This is a genomic window from Spirosoma sp. KNUC1025 (assembly GCF_045160025.1).
In the GTDB taxonomy this organism is placed as follows: domain Bacteria; phylum Bacteroidota; class Bacteroidia; order Cytophagales; family Spirosomataceae; genus Spirosoma.
This window is the reverse complement of record NZ_CP087139.1, coordinates 1620329-1638450: the sequence shown is the minus strand read 5'-3', so window position 1 is coordinate 1638450 and position 18122 is coordinate 1620329. Positions and strand designations below refer to the sequence as shown.

The following is an 18122-nucleotide window of genomic DNA, read 5'->3' as shown; positions in this document are numbered from 1 at the left end:
ACGCCCTACCAGTCAATGGGGGAAAGTCCTTTGCTTTCTAAATAAGCGTTTGCCTGACTGAAATGCTTGTTGCCGAACCAGCCGCCCCACTGAGCTGCCATTGGCGACGGGTGCTTGGATTTCAGAACAAGGTGCTTTTTGCCATCGATAATAGCTCCTTTTTTTGCGCATACGCGCCCCATAGCATAAAGACAACGTTTTTCTTCTCGTCGGAAATCAGCTTTACAACTGCATCCGTAAACGTTTCCCAGCCTTTTCCCTGGTGCGAACCTGCCTGCCCCGCCCGAACCGTCAACGTAGCGTTCAGCAGCATTACGCCCTGACGAGCCCAGCGTTCCAGATTGCCCGATTTAGGAACGGGTTTACCCAGATCATCCTGAATCTCTTTGAAAATATTGACTAAAGAAGGAGGCTTCGTGATGCCGTCGGCAACTGAAAAGGCTAATCCATTGGCCTGCCCTTCGCCATGATAAGGGTCTTGCCCAAGAATGACAACCCGGGTCTCCTCGAAGCTGCATTGATTAAAGGCATTGAACATCAATCGGCCGGGTGGATAAACGCGTTGCGTACTGTATTCATGGCGCAGAAACTCAGCCAGTTCAGCAAAATAGGGTTTATCAAATTCAGCCTGCAGGCGTGTTTTCCACGATTCGTCAATGGATACATTCATGAATAAGGAACTGATAAGGGTGATTCAGCATTATAAGCCTATCAAGACCGGAAACCACCTAATAAAAAATTTCGAGATCGGTTCTTGCGTAACAAAACTAATCAACTTAATTTTCGTTCTAAGGTTGCAAACGACACTAAATTTATGGTTTCGTCAGTCACAGAGGGCGTGAAAGTTAGCGTAAAGACGGAGTATCAATCTGATTACTCCAGTCCACTTCAAGCGCATTACGTATTCACCTACCGCATCACTATCGAAAACGCAAGCGACTACACGATACAGTTGCTGCGACGCCATTGGTTAATTTTTGACTCAAATGGCACGATTCGTGAGGTTGAAGGAGAAGGCGTTGTGGGGCTGCAACCCGTGCTCGAGCCGGGCGAAGTGCACGAATACGTATCGGGCTGTAACTTACGCTCAAGCATAGGTAAAATGGCAGGCACCTACCTGGTCGAGCGTATTATCGATGGGAAGCAACTTCGGGTAACAATTCCGGAATTTACCATGATTGTTCCCTACAAACTCAATTAATGGATAATGTAAAATGAACAGTGAATAATTGTTCGTTCGACTGAACTTCAGTATGCATTACCCATTCTTCATTTTATATTATCCATATTAATTTGTTTGCCGCTTATTTTCGGTATTTGAGTCGCGCCCGCGACGAGCATTCGCTTCATTCTCCCTTTCTTTTTGCGCTTTACACACAGGTCATTCAGGCAAAGAGTGATCATACGCCCGCATTCGATTCTATCCGAAAACTACGTAAGGAGCTTCGAAAAAGTCGTCAGTTCATTACGGTTACGGATTTGGGCGCTGGCTCAAAAATAAACGCATCGCGGCAACGTAGCATTGGTGGTATTGCCCGTCATTCGCAAAAAGCTACACGTTTTGGGCGGCTCCTGTTTCGTCTTGTCAGGCGTTTTGAGGCCAACACTATCATCGATCTGGGTACTTCACTCGGCATGACGACGGCTTATCTGGCCGAAGCCTGTAAGCCGTACGCAGGTCAGGTGCTGACCTTTGAAGGGTGCCCGGAAACAGCCGTCATTGCCCGCCAAAATTTTGCCCGATTAGACATTACCAACGTTGAAGTTGTTGTTGGAAATTTAGATGAGACCCTTGCGCCACAGCTACAAGCCCTTGATAAAGTTGATTTCGTTTTTTTCGATGCCAATCATCGCTACGAGCCTACTGTCCGTTATTTCGAAACGTGCCTGAGCCGAATTCATAACGATACAGTTTTTGTTTTTGATGATATCCACTGGTCCGACGAAATGGAACAAGCCTGGGCGTACATCAAAAAGCACCCGGCCGTTACGGTGACAATCGACCTGTTTTGGGTTGGCCTGGTGTTCTTCCGGAAAGAGCAGCCCAGGCAAGACTTTATCCTCCGATTTTAACGAAATCGACCCAAAATTACGTTATCTTTCAAGAGGCTTTCCGCTCTGAAAATTGTATGAACTTTCTGACTTATACACGATTAAGTCTTGGCGTTATCTGTTCGGCTCTGCTGCTGAATGTACTATCCTGTACAAAATCAGAAAACGCATCCCCTACTCCAACCGATGGCGTTTCTTCGTTCGATCTGATTCAGCAACGTATTCTTACACCAACCTGCGCTACGTCGGGCTGCCACTCATCTGATAAGGACGGTACGTTCGCTCAGCATGGGCTGGTGCTGGCTGCGGGTGTTGCTTATCAGAATCTGGTCAATATCGATCCAAAAAATAGTGAAGCCCTGGCGGATGGCCTTAAGCGGGTCAAGCCGTTCGCTTCGCTGGAAAGCTTACTGTATCATAAACTAAACGTAGCAGCCAGTCACCACAGTGGAAAACAGTATGGCAATCCGATGCCGTTGGGTGGCGCTTTGTTGTCAGATGGTCAGATCGAATTTGTCCGACGCTGGATCGAAGCAGGTGCTCCTAAAACGGGCAACGTTGCTGACTCGACCTTACTGAACGACAAAACCGTATCACCCGTCAATTACGAACCGTTACCGGCTCCTGCTGCCGGAACAGGTTTTCAGATGGGAATAGCAACCTTCGACATTCAACCGAATTTCGAGCGTGAATTATTTACCCGGCGACTGGTCGGAAACACGCAGGATGTGTACGTGAACCGCTACGAGACCAAGATGAGGAGCGGTAGTCACCACTTCGTTGCCTACGATTTTCGCAATAAGGTCGCGCTCCCTACTTTGAACGACATCCGTGATCTTCGTAACCCTGACAACTCGCTAAACCTGACGACGGTAATTACCATGTCGAACCATGTATATCTGGCGGGTTCGCAGGCTCAATATCAGGATTATACTTTTCCCGAAGGTACGGCTTTGCTGATTCCTGCTGGTGCTTCGCTCGATCTGAACTCGCACTTCGTCAATAAAACCAGTGCTGTGATGAAGGGGGAAGCGCAAATCAATCTGTACACGGTCGATAAGTCGAAGGTGCAGCGCGTGGTTCAAACGCTGGATCTGGGCAACACAAGCCTTACTATTCCCGCCAATACGCGTGTTACGTTGAGCAAGTCATTTACCTTCAACAAAGCACGCACCATTCTAACCCTGACTTCGCACATGCATAAATTGGGTGAGAAATTTGTGATTAAAATAAAAGGCGGCAGTCGGGATGGTGAAGTAATTTACACATCTACTGATTGGGAGCACCCCGATATTGTTACGTTGAAAACACCGCTTGCGCTGCAAAAAGGCGAAGGACTGACTTCCGAAATAACGTATAATAATACGACCAGCAAAACCGTCAATTTCGGACTAACGAGTGAAGACGAAATGGGAATTATTTTCGGCTACTACTATGAAGATCAATAGCGAATTAGATTAATCTTTAAATTCCCTGAAGTGGAATTCGAGGGTTTACGCTTACACAATGAGTTTGTACCCGATACCACGAATGTTAATGATCTGAATCTGTGGATCATGGCGGAGGTGGCGCCGAAGCCGGGTGATGAACACATCCAGACTACGCCCGTTGAAAAACGAGTCGTCGCCCCACAATTCCAGCAACACGGCGTTACGTTCAAGCACCTGATTCCGTTTCTCATGCAGTCTGCGCAACAGTTCAGCTTCCCGATGCGAAAGCAGTACCGTCTGGTCATCGAATACGAGCTTTTGCTTAGGTGGGTCAAACTGGTAGCGGCCAATAGTCAGCTGGTCAGTCGTTGGAGTTGGCCGATTGACAGGCGAATTTCGGCGTAATAACGCATTGATGCGAACAATCAGCTCATCCAGACTGAATGGCTTTTTAAGGTAGTCATTCCCACCAAGCTCAAAGCCGCGCACTACGTCGTTTGTTTGCGAACGGGCTGTTAAAAACAGAATGGGGGTTAAGGCATCGTCGCGTCGAATGCGCTCAGCCATGGAAAAGCCGTCTAATTCGGGCATCATCACATCAGCCACAATAATATCCGGCTGTTCCTGCTGAAACAGTTTGTACCCTTCTTCACCATTGCTGCCATAGACTACCCGGAAACCACGCACTTCGAGGCTATCGCGAACGATCATGCCGAGAGCGGCCTCATCTTCAACAAGTAATACAGTTGCCATAGGTCAAAAATCAATCGAAAACGCGCTTCCTTTACCGGGTTCACTTTGAACACTTATTCGTCCGCCATGCCGTTCGATTACCTGCCGGGCATAAGCCAATCCCAAGCCAAATCCTTTGACCGGGTGCAAATCTCCCGTAGGAACGCGGAAAAAGCGGTCGAAGATAGCCGTCTGATACATTTTAGGAATACCAATCCCATTGTCGGTTACCGAAAGTTGACAACCACTGACATCCTGTTTGTACACAATATGAATATCGACCTTGTCGGCAGAATAGTTGATCGCGTTATCAATCAGATTATTAAGCACATTACTAAAATGGACCCGGTCGACCTGAACGCTGGCCCCGTCGGGAATGTCGACTCTGAACGTAACAGGCTTAGAAGCCCTCAGCTGATGATTGGCAATCAGATTATTCACCAAATCGCTCAGATTAACCGTCTCGGGATGCAGGATCAATTCCCGCTTTTCTTCGACGGCCAGGTTCAGCACTTTTTCAACCAGATCCGAAAGGCGTTGCAGGTTATTGCGGGAGATGGTCAGATACGTCTGGGTTTTCTGCGGATCGTCCAGTGCCCCAAAATGTTGCAGAGCATCCACCGCTGCGGTGACAGTAGCAATCGGCGTTTTCAGCTCGTGGGTCATGTTGTTGATGAAGTCGTTTTTCACCTCCGATAGCTTCTTCTGGCGCAGAATTGTACTCAGCATAAACAGAAAACAACCTGTTGTCAGCAGCAAAAAAAACGCCGAACTACCCAATAGCCAGCCCATTCTGCCTAGCAGATAGTACGTTGGTGTTTCAAAGGACGCCTGCACAAATAGATTCCGAACCGGATTAATCGGTACAGCGATCTTGTTAATTGCGTTTGACGGATCATTCCGCTTTGTGGGCGTATTCACTTGACGAACCAGTTCCTTGTCGGAATTTTCCGGGCGAACAATCACCGTATCGAGTAGGAAATTAGCGTTTATACCCCGTTGAAGTAGCTCAGCATGGTACGCAGCCCACAGCTTTGGCAGGTTGATACGTGTCCCTTCGGCCCAGTCGAGCAACAACATAGTCGAGATTCGGCGGGCGAGCGTATCAGGCGAGACAAATACCCGTGTTCCTGACGCACCCGGATGTGTCGCTGTTGTTCCCAGATACGATTCTTCAACGACCATCGCCCGATCAGGTGGCTGAAGAGTATCCTTTTGATTTACTGATACGTTAGGTCGTCTGACTAAAACCTGGATCTGCTCTCGATTTGTCGTACTGTCGAACCGGCGAATAATCATTCGCGCCTGTTTCTGCGGTTCCTTACTCCCCTGCTTCGCAAACAACCGGCCGGCTTCGACTATCTGTTGCTGCTGCAACACCGAAAACAGCGCAGCCCGCATCGTTCCGTTAAACCGCTGGCTGTTCATTTTATAGGTCGTCCAGAGCCAATAGCCCTGAAACGCGTTGATGCCGATGATGCAAAAGGTCATCAACCAGAATATCGAGCGAATACGTCGGTTCATATACAAATCTACATCGTGCGGGTGGGCTTCGGATGGGTGTTAACACTGTTTAACACTATGTAGCAGTACGTTACAAAACTCTGTCTGACCTTTGAACGGTCAAACCAAACCAGCAATTTTCATGAAAACGCTCATGTGTATCGTTGTCAGCTTGTTATTATCCTTTCTGGCAACTCATCCAGGCTTCGCTCAAACGGCCTCTGCGACATGGTCTGGCCAGATTACCTACGAAGGCATTCACAAAATCGACCCGGCGAGCCTGAAATTCCTCGATGATAATGGCGAACTGATGAAACCCGGCGATCCGAACTGGCCAAAAGATATCCCCGATAACCGCATGTCTGAGCAGAAGGTACTGGTGAATGGTACAAATGCGAAAGTAATCCGCGAAGGGGAAGTAGTTGGCCCTAGTAGTCAAAGCCGAATTGGGCGTCTGGTTATAGAACAGACTTTTGTTGACCTGAAAGACCTGAAAAAAGTAACGATCCTTACGGTGGGTAAAGACGCAGAAGCCAAAACGTATCAGGCCGAATCAACAATTCAGCGCGTAAGCGGCTGGCAGCTAACCGACCAAACCAAAAAAATAGCTGGTTACACCTGCCGAAAAGCTACCGTGCCTTTCAACAAGGAAACCTACACCGTCTGGATAACCAACGAGCTGCCTATCACCTACTCGCCCATTGAAGCGCTCACGCCCGAAACCGGCACGGTCTTGCTCATCGAAGGCAGCAAAGTGCAGTTTAAAGTCACCAAAATCGCTAAAACTAACCCCAACCCATCGGTAGCTAAACCCAGTGTACAGGCCCAAACGGTTACGCTGGACCAATTAACCCAGATACGCCAGAAAGCCATCGCCGATTATATGCAGAAGTACGGGCGCCCCGGGCAGGGAGGCTGATACGGCTTAACACTGTTTATCAGTACGTTACAAGGAATCTCCTAATATTTAATCAATCCATCACTACGTTTATCAAACCAGTCATTTTTCATGAAAACACGTATTTGCCTAGTTGTCAGCTGCTTTGTAGCCATGCTGATAACTCACCCAATCCTCGCTCAAACGGCTTCTGCTACCTGGTCTGGCCAGATTACATATGAAGGGGTCCGCAAAGTCGACCCATCCCAGATGCGTATTGTCATTAACGGCGAGCAGGTAAAACCCGGCGATCCGAACTTCCCGACCGACATTCCCGATACGCGTATGTTTGGGCAGAAGGTGCTGGTTAGTGGTACGTATGCGAAAGAAAGCCGCGACGAGCAAAACGCCATTATTCGGGTAAGGGGCGACGGTGGCCCTCCCCAGACAAGAAACATTCCACGACCGTTTACAGAGCAGATTTTTATTGACCTGAAAGACCTGAAAAAAGTAACGATCCTTACGGTGGGTAAAGACGCAGAAGCCAAAACGTATCAGGCCGAATCAACAATTCAGCGCGTAAGCGGCTGGCAGCTAACCGACCAAACCAAAAAAATAGCTGGTTACACCTGCCGAAAAGCTACCGTGCCTTTCAACAAGGAAACCTACACCGTCTGGATAACCAACGAGCTGCCTATCACCTACTCGCCCATTGAAGCACTCACGCCCGAAACCGGAACGGTCTTGCTCATCGAAGGCAGCAAGGAGCAGTTCAAAGCAACCAAAGTTGACACTACGTCCCCCGATGCGTCGGCAGTCAAACCGAATGCACAGGCCCAAATTGTTACACCCGGCCAACTAACCGAGCTACGCCAGAAAGCCATCACCGATTTCCAGCAGCAACTCCAACTGAACGAACGGAATTGAGGAGCGGGGTGCAAGGTGCTTGGAGCAAGGACAAGTGCTGCTAACCCCTGCCCCTCGCTCCCTGCACCTTGCTCCTTCCCCTGCCCCTCGCTACACTATGAAACCTTTCCTGCTTCTTTCACTGATCCTCTTCACCAGCCTGACCACCGGCTTATTTGCCCAACGTACCGGAACAAAATCTGAGATTCAGGGACTGGTCGTTGATTCGGCGAGTGGCAAACCCCTTCGGCAGGCGTCTATCTCGTTGCTGATAGCCCGCGATTCGAGCTACGTAACGGGTACGATTACTGATGGCGATGGTCTGTTTCAGCTACGCAACGTAGCAGCGGGAAACTACCGGCTACTCATTACGTTCCTGGGCTATCGCAATCTCTCTCAATCAGTTACGGCTTCGTCAGGGGTACCAGCCATCGGCGTGGGTATTCTGCGGATGGTCGAGCAAAGCAATCAACTTCAGGAAGTGGTGGTTCGACAGGAAAGTGCCCCGGTCACCGTGAAGCAGGATACTCTGGAGTTTAATGCGGGGTCGTTCAAAACGCAGCCGAATGCCGCGGTGGAAGAATTGTTACGCAAACTGCCCGGCCTGCAAGTGGGTCGCGATGGAACGATCAAAGCGCAGGGGCAAACGGTCAACCGGGTCTTAGTCGATGGGAAGCCGTTTTTTGGGAACGATCCGAAAATGGCTACCCGAAACCTACCCGCTGATATTGTCGATAAGGTTCAATTATACGATCAGTCGTCCGACCAGTCGCAGTTTTCGGGTATCGACGATGGCAATCGAGAACGAACCATCAACATAACCCTCCAGCGAAACAAACGAAAGGGCTATTTTGGGCAGAATTCTTTGGGACTAGGCACAGCCCGCGATGGGGAGGCCAATCGGTACCAGGGCCGATTGAACCTGAATCGCTTCAACAACCGTGGCGACGGTGATGCGGCACACCGACCGGGACGTCAGATTTCCCTGATTGGTCAGGCCAATAACCTCAACCAGCAAAATTTTACGCTGGGCGCTGGACCGGCACAAGGCCCGGTATTTGTTGGGGGGCCAGATGGTGGTGAGCCTTTTGGTAGCCAGACGCCAACTAATGTGATTGAGGTACGTGCCGGCGGATTGAACTACCGTAGCGACGGACCGCGCGATAAATGGGGTAAGCGAGCTGAAATTTCGACGAGTTACTTTCTGAATCAGGCCATTACCACTACGGATCAACAGAGTCGGCGCATGAGTATTTTGCCCGAACAGGCGCTTACGACTGATCAGCAGAATTACTCGCAGAATCAGCAACTGACCCATCGGTTCAATCTCCGTCTCGACTGGACACTTGATTCGATGACCAGCCTCCGGCTAACCCCTAGCCTGTCGTGGCAAACGACCGATTACACCAGCCGACTATCCAGCCGCTCTACGTTACCCGGTCCGGCAGGACGCGGTCTGGTAGGACCCGGTCTGGTAGGACCCGGTCTGGTAGGACCCGGTCTGGTAGGACCCGGTCTGGTAGGACCCGGTCTGGTAGGACCCGGTCTGGTAGGACCCGGTCTGGTAGGACCCGGTCTGGTAGGACCCGGTCTGGTAGGACCCGGTCTGGTAGGACCCGGTCTGGTAGGACCCGGTCTGGTAGGACCCGGTCTGGTAGGACCCGGTCTGGTAGGACAACCAAATCAACTTGTTAATACCGGCGAAACGGCTTACGGATCGGCAGGAAGCGGCTTAAACGGCTATAATAACCTGTTGCTCATGCGTAAATTCCGACGCGAAGGCCGTACCCTGTCGTTCAACCTGAATACGGTATTAGGTGATGGGGAAACGAAGGCGTTGAATCAGTCGGTTAATACATTTTATGACTCCACGGGTGCCAATCCCATTTCGAATCGATTGGACCAGCAGAACCGACAAACCAGTTACAACCTGCAAAACACACTGACATTATCCTATACCGAACCGTTATCGTTCACGCAAAAACTGGAGTTTCGGTATGCATACTCGATCAGCAGCAATCGTGCCGACCGACTGGTTGCCGACCGAAATGAAACAACGGGACTTTACGACCGCGTCAATTTTCCGTTATCAAACCAATTTAGTAACGCCTTTTCGTTCCATCGGGCGGGTGCTACGTTCCAGACGCAACATCTACGGTCCAGATTGGCCCTGGGCCTGGACGTTCAGCAATCACAACTGCAGCTCGATAATCGTTCGGCGGATAGCAGTCAGCGACGCCAATACGTCAATCTGTTGCCGAACGCCTTATTCAGTTATACGTTTTCCAGAAACCGAAACCTGCGCCTGCAATACCGAACCCGACTGAATGCACCTTCGCTTTCTCAACTGCAGCCCGTAATCGACAACACCAATCCGCTCAATGTCCGCGTTGGAAATCCACAGCTCGCACCCGAGTTTTACAATACCCTGCTCCTGTCTTACAATGCGTCTGCCGAATTAGGTACCAAAAGCTTTTCGGTCTTCGCCAGCCTGAATCAGAGCCACAACCGCATTGCTACGTCGACAACCATCAGTCCGTCGGGTGTGCAGACGACGCAACCCGTCAACGTGGGTGGTTTTTGGGCGGTCAATGGGTCGATGTCTATCGGGCGAACGCTGCAACCTTCGAGACTAGGGCTTACCTTCACTACCAATGTCGGGTTGAGTCGGGCGGTTAGCTTCATTAATGACCAACAGAACAATGCAAAAAATGCCAGCTTGAGTCAGGGCGTTCGGCTGCAATCCAATCTCAATAACAACCTGGAATACGGCATCAGCGGCAACGTAACGTACCAAACGGCTACCTATTCGCTCATGCCAAAACAGAACACGGCTTTCTGGTCGCAGTACGCTACTGCCGACGTATTCTGGAAGCTTCCCTTCCGTTTCGTTCTTACCAGCGATTTGACCTACACAGCTACAACCGGGCGGGCAGCGGGTTATAATCAGCAATTTATGCTGTGGAACGTAGCATTGGCACGGCAGTTTTTCAAAGGCGATCAGGGTGAATTGCGCTTACAGGTATTCGACGTACTGAATCAGAACCGCAGCTTGATCCGTAATACCACCGATACGTATATCGAGGACGTACAAAGTCGGATACTACGTCGGTATCTGCTGGTGAGTTTCGTTTATAACCTGCGAAAATTCGGGATTTAAGTTTAGTATTACTCGCTGCGCAGACTCCTGACCGGGTTCACCAACGCGGCTTTAATGCTCTGAAAACTTACTGTCAGCAGAGCAATACCAATGGCCATCAGACCGGCCCCGGCAAACATCCACCAGGCAATGTCAATGTGATAGGCAAAGTCGGCCAGCCAGTTGTTCATGGCATACCAGGCAATGGGCGAAGCAATCAGGATAGCGACCAGAACCAGTTTCAGGAAATCTTTCGAGAGTAATACCGCGATACTGGCAACGGACGCCCCCAGCACTTTCCGGACGCCAATTTCTTTGGTACGCTGCTGCGCCATAAAGGTAGCCAGGCCAAACAAGCCGAGGCCGGCAATGAAAATAGACAAGGCGGTGAACAGGCTAAACAGTTTTCCGAAGAGTTGTTCAGAGCGATAAAGTTTTTCAAACTCCTGATCCACGATTTGGTACTCAAACGGCCAGTCGGGTGCCTGTGCCTGCCATTTGGCTTTCAGAAAATCAAGGGTAGCCGTCAGGTTCGTCGGTTGTACCCGTACAACCAGGCTGGAGAAAGCCGCGGGGAAAATGTGCAGCACAACCGGCTCGATTTTCTGATGGAGTGATTTATAATTGAAATCCCTGACCACACCGATAACCCGGCCCCGTTTGAGCGTATCGGCCGGATTACTCTGCACCCATTTTGGCCATAGAATCTCCTTTCCCAATGCTTGTTGCGGACTACCAAAGCCGAATGAACGTACGGCACTCTCGTTGAGCATGAAGCCTTCCGTAAGGTCGGTGCCGTAGCTGCTGGAAAAATTCCGGCCCGCCACAATGTGCATACCCATCATCGGAATGTAGTCAGGATCAACAAGAAACATATTAGTCGATATTTCCTCTGCTTTGCCCGGCAGCTTTATACCATCACCCGCAAAAAGGCCGCCCGGTATACCGTAGCAGGCTGTTGCGGCCCGGATCATGGAATTGCGAAGCAAATCAGCTTTGATGGCCTCGTAGCCTTCGCGCATGGCATCCGTACGTAGTGGCAATACAATGGCCTGTTCGTCGGCAAAACCCAGGTCTTTCTGTTGTATATAGCGAAGTTGTGAAAACACAACGGCCGTACCAATAATCAATACGGTAGAGGCTGTGAACTGCAGAACCACCAGTGTTTTTCGTAGCGAAATTGCCCCTTGCCGGGGTGCCGGGACGCCGTTGCCAGTCAGTACCTGCACAGGGCGAAACCCCGACAGAAAGAAAGCCGGATAAATACCTGCCAGTCCGCCAACAACCAGCACAGCCAAAATCAAACCGGCCAGCACTTGAGGTTGCAGCAGTTCACTCAGCGAAAGACGTTTATCCACCCAATCGGTGAAGAAAGGCAAGGCTATGGCCGTTACGATAAGGGCAACCAGCATGGCCATTGCGGTTAACAGCAGCGATTCTCCCAGAAACTGTCGGATAAGCTGCCCGCGTTCAGCACCGATTGCCTTGCGCAACCCCACTTCTTTCGCCCGGGTCAGTGAACGGGCCGTAGACAGATTCATGAAGTTGAAACAGGCAATCAGCAGCGCAAAGAGGGCTATAGCCATCAGGGCGTATACGTACCGGATATTGCCTTTCTGGGCATTATCATACTCCAGCTCCGACGAACGTAAATGAATATCCGTCAGAGGTTGCAGCCGGGTTTGGTACGTTATACCAATCTTGTCTAATTCAGATTTGGCGTAACGAGTCAGCAAGGCGGGTAGCTTGGCCTGCAACTGCTCAGGATTATAGCCTTTCGGCAACACGATATAAGTGTAAAATTGCTGCCAGCGCCAGTTTTCCAGCCGCCCTGGTTCTACCAGCGATCTCAACGTACTAAATGAACCTACTGCGTTCACGTTCAGATGTGAATACCTCGGTACGTCTTTCATGACGCCCGTTACGCGAAACGGTGTGGACCCCGCTCCGCCGAGGGTCAACTGCTTATTCATCGGGTCCTGATCGCCAAAGTATTTCCGGGCCATCGATTCGGAAATGACCAGCGTATTCGCTCCCAGCAGTGCCTGTTTCGGATTGCCACGTATCAGCGGGAAACTAAATACATCGAAAAAGGTCGAATCGGCCAGCAGTATATCGCTCTCAAAGAATTTCTTATTCTGATACGTCACCAGAGGCTTGTTTCCCAGCGCAAAGAGCCTGACCATCTGCTGTACTTCCGGGAAATTAGCTTTCAGCGTTGGGCCGTACGCAGGGGGCGTAACCGCAAACTGACTTTCCTTGCCTTCGGCGGTCCGTTGGTTAACGACCCGGTAAATCTGATCGGCCTTCACCTGAAACCGGTCGTATCTGAATTCATCCTGAACAAACAGGTAAATACTCAGACAGCAAGCCAGACCAACGGAGAGGCCAACCAGATTAATAACCGAAAAACTCAGGTGGCGCATCAGGTTGCGCAGAGCGACTTTGAGGTAGTTGGTTAGCATAAAGAGAGGAATAAAGGAACAGGGAAAAGGAATCGGGAAAAAGGAATCGGATTGGCTTATTTCTCCTTTTTCCTTTCTGCCTGTTCCCTCCTCCCTTTATTCCGTTTTAAGTGATTTAACCGGATTTATCAGCGCCGTTTTGATGCTTTGGAAACTGACGGTAAGCAAAGCAATCAGGACCGCCATAAAAATAGCAGCTACGAAATACCACCATTCAAAATCGATTCGGTACGCATACTTTTCGAGCCAGCCGCTGAGGAAATACCAGCCCAGCGGTAACGCAACGAGTGAGGCCACCAGCACCAGTTGAATAAACTCTTTCGACAACATCCCGACAAGGTTTGTTACGCTGGCCCCCAGCACTTTCCGAATGCCAATCTCTTTGGTACGTTGCTCGGCCGTGAAAGCGGCTAGCCCGAACAGACCCAGACACGAAATAAAAATGGCCAGAAACGCAAAATAGCTGGACAGCCTGCTAACCGTGTTTTCGGCTTTATACAGATTCGCAAACTCCTGATCGGTAAACGAATATTTGAACGGGTAGTGCGGATTAAATTTCTTGAACGTGGCTTCCAGACTAGCCACCGCCCGTTTTGTTTCACCCGACTGCGTCCGGACCAGTATGCTGCCCCAGTTGTTTGTGGTATCGGCAACACCCCGCTGCAAATGCAGAATCAGCGGCTCAATGGCATTGTGGAGGGAGTTGTAATTGAAATCTTTCATCAGCCCAATAATTTTCCCTTTCTTGTTCCACATAGTCATTTCCTTACCCACCGGATTTTTGTAGCCCATTTTGCGGGCAGATGCCTCATTGATCAGGTAGTTGCTCGTATCGGTACTAAACTCAGGCGAAAAATCACGACCGTCGAGCAGTTTGATCCCCATTGTTTTGACGTAGTCATACGAAATGGCATTCTGGCTGAACAGGATCAGTTGCGTTGTGTCTTTTCCGGGCCACTTAACTCCCTGCGTTGAACTTCCTACTTCGAGCGGGTCCGATTGGGCACAGGTTACGGCTTTGATGCCTGGCTGCTGTTCCAATTCCTGCCTGAACGTCTGGAAATTCTTCTGCAAATCGCCTTCCAGCGGCATATACAACAGATTTTCGCGATCATAGCCGAGGTTTTTGGTCTGGATAAACTGAATCTGACGATACACGACAATCGTGCCCAGAATCAGCATAATGGATAAACCAAATTGCAGTACAACCAGGCCTTTCCGGAAATACGTAGCACTCGACTTGAATTTCAGCGCCCCTTTCAAAATGACAACAGGATTGAGCGAAGACATAAACAGGGCCGGATAACTTCCTGAAACAAGGCCCGTTATGATCGCCAGGCTGACCAGCAGCAGGAGAAGCGCAGGATTGGAAAAGTCGAGCGAAAGGTGCTTTTCGGTTAAGTCGTTAAAAACAGGAATAACCAGCAGTACGATCAGTACGGCAAAACCCAGCGATAGCAGAGTAATCAGCATGGACTCGCCCAGAAACTGTCCCATCAGGCTGTTCCGGTAAGCGCCCACTACTTTCCGTACGCCCACTTCTTTGGCGCGTTTCACCGACCGGGCCGTCGCCAGATTCATGAAATTGATACAGGCAATGGCCAGAATGAAGATGGCAACAATGGAAAAGATTTTCACGTACTCAATCCGGCCGCCGTTCTGCTTACCCGCATCCCATTTCGAATAGAGGTATGATTCGCCATAATTTTGCAGGAACAGCTCTACGTTGCTATCCTTGTTTTTGGTTTTGACGTAATTTTTGATTTTGGCATTGACCTTATCGACCGATACATTCGGAGCCAGCATTACGTAACAGCGCGGCCCGTTGTTGCCCCAATCTTTTGACCACTTGTTGGTTTTCTGCCAGCGGTCGTAACTCATTAGAAAATCGAACTTCAGAGACGACGCTTCCGGAATATCGGCCAGTACGCCCGTAACCATTACGTCGTCCTTATTATCGATCCGTACAGTTTTACCCATTGGGTCCTGTCCCTTAAAATACTTGTCAGCCAGTTTCTGCGAAATTACCAGTCCATCAGGGCGTTTAAGTGCTGTTCTGGCATCACCTTCCTTAAGCGGAAACGAAAACATGGTCAGGAAATCCCCCTGAACGTAACGCCCTTTTTCTTTCTCAAACCTACTGCCTACGGTAAACAACGGCGACTCCTCCCAGAGCGCCTGGCTGGCCATCTGAACTTCAGGAATGTCTTTGACAATATTCTCGGCCAGTACGCCGGGCGTTGAGGCAAACGTATTGACAACGCCCGTATAGAATTGATTTTCCATGACCCGGTACAGCCGGTTATCATTGGCATGAAACCGATCCACATGCAGTTCATCCTGCACCCAGATCATAATGAGCAGGCTGCAGGCCATACCGAGTGCCAGTCCCAGAATGTTGATGAAGGAGAACGTCTTGTTCTTCAGGATGTTTCTCCAGGCAATTTTGATGTAGTTGCGTAGCATAAGGTTGGGGCAGGGCGCAAGGAGCACGGAGCAGAGGTTAGTTTTACGCCTTGCTCCAGTCACCTCGATCCCCGCTATTCGGAACGTAGTGATTGAACGGGATTCATTAAGGCGGCACGGATAGCCTGGTAACTAACGGTCAGTAGCGTAATAACAGCAGCCCCTAAACCTGACAGGATAAAAATTGCCCATGATATCGTGGTGCGATAATCATACTGCTGGAGCCAGTCGTCCAGAGAATACCAGGCAATAGGCGTAGCGATCAGGAAGGAGAGCAATACCAGCCGGACGAAATCCTGGGAAAGCAGCCCCCATAAGCTGAACACCGATGCGCCCAGCACTTTCCGAACGCCGATCTCTTTGATACGCTGCTCAGCCATGAACGAAGCCAGGCCAAACAACCCCAGGCAGGAAATAAAAATCGCCAGTACCGCAAATACCCGCGCCAGTTTACCTACCCGCTCTTCCGTTCGGAATTTAGCATCATATTCGTCGTCGGTGAATTTGAAGTCGAATGGATTGTCAGGATCGTACTTTTTGAAGACGGCTTCAACTTTTTTGAGCGCTGTTTCTACCGGCGTATTCGGCTGTAGCTTCACATTAAAAATATTCGACCAGTCGTATTTCACCAGAAAAATGGTTGGTTTGATGGGCGTGTACGGTGATTCCATCACCATATCTTTCACTACGCCCACTACTTGCATGGGTTTGCCGTCGTAGCGAATGGTTTTGCCGACAATGTTTTTCAGACCGGTTAGCTTAACGGCAGCTTCGTTCAGAATAAAAGCCGACGTATCGGTAGAGTAGTCGCGTGAGAAATCACGCCCTTCCAGAATTTTCCAGCCAATGGTTTTGCCGAAATGGTGGCTTGTCGCCACAATCCCGAATAGCGGCAATGATTTAGGATCTTTACCCTCCCACTCAAAACCGATCTGATTCGACCATACGCCCGTTGTCGGGCTTGATGACTGGCTCATTTCATACACCACGCCCGACTTCAGCAAATCATCACGCAGGGCATCGTATTTTCCGGAGAGGCCGGGACCAATCGAAATTTGTAGTAAGCCCGACCGGTCGTAGCCAACGGGTCTGTTTTTAGCGTGCTGAATCTGTTGAAAAACGATGATGGTACCGATGATCAGCGTAATGGACACGGTAAATTGAATGACCACCAATACTTGGCGCGGCAATGCCGCCCACCGACCTACTTTAAACGTTCCTTTCAGTACGCTCAACGGATTGAATGACGATAGGTACAACGCCGGATAACTACCTGACAAGAGGCCAGTTATGAGGGAGAACCCAAGAATCAGCAGCCAGAAAACCGGATTCGCATACGGAAAACGGACCTGCTTGCCCGACAACTCGTTGAAAGGCGATAACGCGATGAGCACAATCAGCAGGGCGATAACCAGCGCAAAGGAAACCACCAGCATTGACTCGCTCAGGAACTGCGCGATCAACTGTTGCCGAAGCGAACCTACTGCTTTGCGAATGCCTACTTCTTTGGCGCGTTTTTCGGAGCGGGCCGTACTCAGGTTCATAAAATTGATGCAGGCGAGCAGCAGCACAAACACACCGATCAGCGCAAAGAGCCATACAAACTGAATGCCTCCTCCGATGTTTTTTCCATTTTTAAAATCGGAATACAAATGCCACTGGCTCATGGGATGCAGGAAATACTCCGGCTTCTCGCTGACCGATACATGCGCTTTCTCTACGTTCCTGATTTTTGCCGAAACTGACTGCATATCGGCCCGGTCGGCAATTTGCGCAAAGCACTGAAACGAGTGATTGCCCCATTGCTGCAGCGATTCTTTTACCCACGGCTGATCGGCCAGATACGCGCTCCAGGGCAAGTAGAAATTCACCTGATAGAAATCCGAATTGAACGGAAGGTCCTCAAAGACGCCCGTTACTTTTACATTATTTTTGGCGTCAATTTTTAGGATCTTGTTGAGCGGGTCAGCCTCACCAAACAGGGTTTTGGCCACCGATTCCGACAGCAGAATGGAACCGGGTTCTTTAAGGGCGGTTGCATAGCTGCCCTTGAGCATGTTGAGCGAAAGCATTTTCGGCAAAGCAGGCTCCGCATACATTCCCTCTTTGTTGATTTTTTTGTCGCCGTTAACCAGCAAATGCCCGTAGTTCCAGGATGCCAGCGATACGTCGGTAAAATCTGAGGTGTATTTATTTTTTACTTCCGTTGCCGAAGGCAGCGATATGGCCCGGCTGCTACCGGTCTGGCCGTTGAAGGTCTGATTCACGTAGAGCTGAGCCAGCCGGTCGTAATTCCTGTGGAATTTATTGAATGACAACTCGTCGTAAATCCACAGGCCAATCAACATGGCAACGGCCATACCCACAGCCAGCCCAAAAATGTTGATAAACGAATACGCCTTATTTTTTGAAAGGTTTCGGAGGGCAATGGTCAGGTAATTGCGGAGCATAGCGCATCAGGAAGTTTGCCCAAAGACAGGCGCTCATTCCGGATGTTGCATCAATAGACGGGTTTGGCCATAAATAACAGGCCGGACAGTCAAAACCGCCCG

11 protein-coding genes and 1 pseudogene are annotated in these 18122 nt (G+C 49.9%); 6 read left to right on the top strand and 6 right to left on the bottom strand.

Annotated elements, in window-relative coordinates; genetic code table 11:
• Positions 1-5: 5 nt before the first annotated feature.
• A pseudogene (gene ung, locus LN737_RS07165) lies at positions 6-670 on the bottom strand (uracil-DNA glycosylase).
• 144 nt (positions 671-814) lie between these two features.
• Here ung and apaG point away from each other — a divergent pair.
• The 3 genes from apaG (at position 815) to LN737_RS07150 (ending at position 3500) form a co-directional block, all read left to right on the top strand.
• Positions 815-1201 (top strand): Co2+/Mg2+ efflux protein ApaG, encoded by a 387-nt coding sequence (apaG, locus tag LN737_RS07160; protein WP_405517483.1) that lies wholly within the window; start codon positions 815-817, stop codon positions 1199-1201.
• A 92-nt stretch (positions 1202-1293) separates the two neighbouring features.
• Complete coding sequence (locus tag LN737_RS07155) at positions 1294-2073, top strand: O-methyltransferase (RefSeq protein ID WP_405517481.1); 780 nt, start codon at positions 1294-1296, stop codon at positions 2071-2073.
• Between the two features lie 56 nt (positions 2074-2129).
• Positions 2130-3500 (top strand): hypothetical protein, encoded by a 1371-nt coding sequence (locus LN737_RS07150; protein ID WP_405517479.1) that lies wholly within the window; start codon positions 2130-2132, stop codon positions 3498-3500.
• A 51-nt stretch (positions 3501-3551) separates the two neighbouring features.
• On the opposite strand, the gene LN737_RS07145 is transcribed toward LN737_RS07150, so the two are convergent.
• A complete protein-coding gene (locus tag LN737_RS07145; protein ID WP_405517477.1) occupies positions 3552-4235 on the bottom strand; it encodes a response regulator transcription factor in 684 nt (227 codons plus the stop codon).
• A 3-nt stretch (positions 4236-4238) separates the two neighbouring features.
• Positions 4239-5738: a cell wall metabolism sensor histidine kinase WalK gene (locus LN737_RS07140; protein ID WP_405517475.1), complete on the bottom strand. Its 1500-nt coding sequence runs from the start codon at positions 5736-5738 to the stop codon at positions 4239-4241.
• 121 nt (positions 5739-5859) lie between these two features.
• On the opposite strand from LN737_RS07140, the gene LN737_RS07135 reads away from it, so the two are divergent.
• The 3 genes from LN737_RS07135 to LN737_RS07125 all read left to right on the top strand — a co-directional run bounded on the left by LN737_RS07135 (position 5860) and on the right by LN737_RS07125 (position 10660).
• Positions 5860-6636: a GLPGLI family protein gene (locus LN737_RS07135; protein WP_405517473.1), complete on the top strand. Its 777-nt coding sequence runs from the start codon at positions 5860-5862 to the stop codon at positions 6634-6636.
• 90 nt (positions 6637-6726) lie between these two features.
• The gene (locus tag LN737_RS07130) at positions 6727-7521 is read left to right on the top strand and encodes a GLPGLI family protein (protein WP_405517471.1); all 795 of its coding nucleotides are present in this window, start codon (positions 6727-6729) and stop codon (positions 7519-7521) included.
• A gap of 97 nt (positions 7522-7618) precedes the next feature.
• Positions 7619-10660 carry an outer membrane beta-barrel protein gene (locus LN737_RS07125; protein WP_405517469.1) on the top strand — a complete coding sequence of 1014 codons (3042 nt, stop codon included), beginning with the start codon at positions 7619-7621 and terminating at the stop codon, positions 10658-10660.
• Positions 10661-10668: 8 nt separating this feature from the next.
• Here the strand turns inward: LN737_RS07125 and LN737_RS07120 are convergent, their stop codons facing one another.
• From LN737_RS07120 to LN737_RS07110, 3 genes are all read right to left on the bottom strand, one after another.
• A complete protein-coding gene (locus LN737_RS07120; protein WP_405517467.1) occupies positions 10669-13104 on the bottom strand; it encodes an ABC transporter permease in 2436 nt (811 codons plus the stop codon).
• A 96-nt stretch (positions 13105-13200) separates the two neighbouring features.
• Positions 13201-15570 (bottom strand): ABC transporter permease, encoded by a 2370-nt coding sequence (locus tag LN737_RS07115; RefSeq protein WP_405517465.1) that lies wholly within the window; start codon positions 15568-15570, stop codon positions 13201-13203.
• Positions 15571-15644: 74 nt separating this feature from the next.
• Complete coding sequence (locus LN737_RS07110) at positions 15645-18020, bottom strand: ABC transporter permease (protein WP_405517463.1); 2376 nt, start codon at positions 18018-18020, stop codon at positions 15645-15647.
• Between the last annotated feature and the right edge of the window lie 102 nt (positions 18021-18122).

What these genes read in the sequence shown, in the direction of transcription:
- LN737_RS07130 (WP_405517471.1), top strand. Translation starts at nt 6,727, where the DNA reads ATGAAAACACGTATTTGCCTAGTTGTCAGCTGCTTTGTAGCCATGCTG.
- LN737_RS07145 (WP_405517477.1), bottom strand. Translation starts at nt 4,235, where the DNA reads ATGGCAACTGTATTACTTGTTGAAGATGAGGCCGCTCTCGGCATGATC.
- LN737_RS07125 (WP_405517469.1), top strand. Translation starts at nt 7,619, where the DNA reads ATGAAACCTTTCCTGCTTCTTTCACTGATCCTCTTCACCAGCCTGACC.
- LN737_RS07115 (WP_405517465.1), bottom strand. Translation starts at nt 15,570, where the DNA reads ATGCTACGCAACTACATCAAAATTGCCTGGAGAAACATCCTGAAGAAC.
- LN737_RS07120 (WP_405517467.1), bottom strand. Translation starts at nt 13,104, where the DNA reads ATGCTAACCAACTACCTCAAAGTCGCTCTGCGCAACCTGATGCGCCAC.
- LN737_RS07135 (WP_405517473.1), top strand. Translation starts at nt 5,860, where the DNA reads ATGAAAACGCTCATGTGTATCGTTGTCAGCTTGTTATTATCCTTTCTG.
- LN737_RS07110 (WP_405517463.1), bottom strand. Translation starts at nt 18,020, where the DNA reads ATGCTCCGCAATTACCTGACCATTGCCCTCCGAAACCTTTCAAAAAAT.
- LN737_RS07140 (WP_405517475.1), bottom strand. Translation starts at nt 5,738, where the DNA reads ATGAACCGACGTATTCGCTCGATATTCTGGTTGATGACCTTTTGCATC.
- LN737_RS07150 (WP_405517479.1), top strand. Translation starts at nt 2,130, where the DNA reads ATGAACTTTCTGACTTATACACGATTAAGTCTTGGCGTTATCTGTTCG.
- apaG (WP_405517483.1), top strand. Translation starts at nt 815, where the DNA reads ATGGTTTCGTCAGTCACAGAGGGCGTGAAAGTTAGCGTAAAGACGGAG.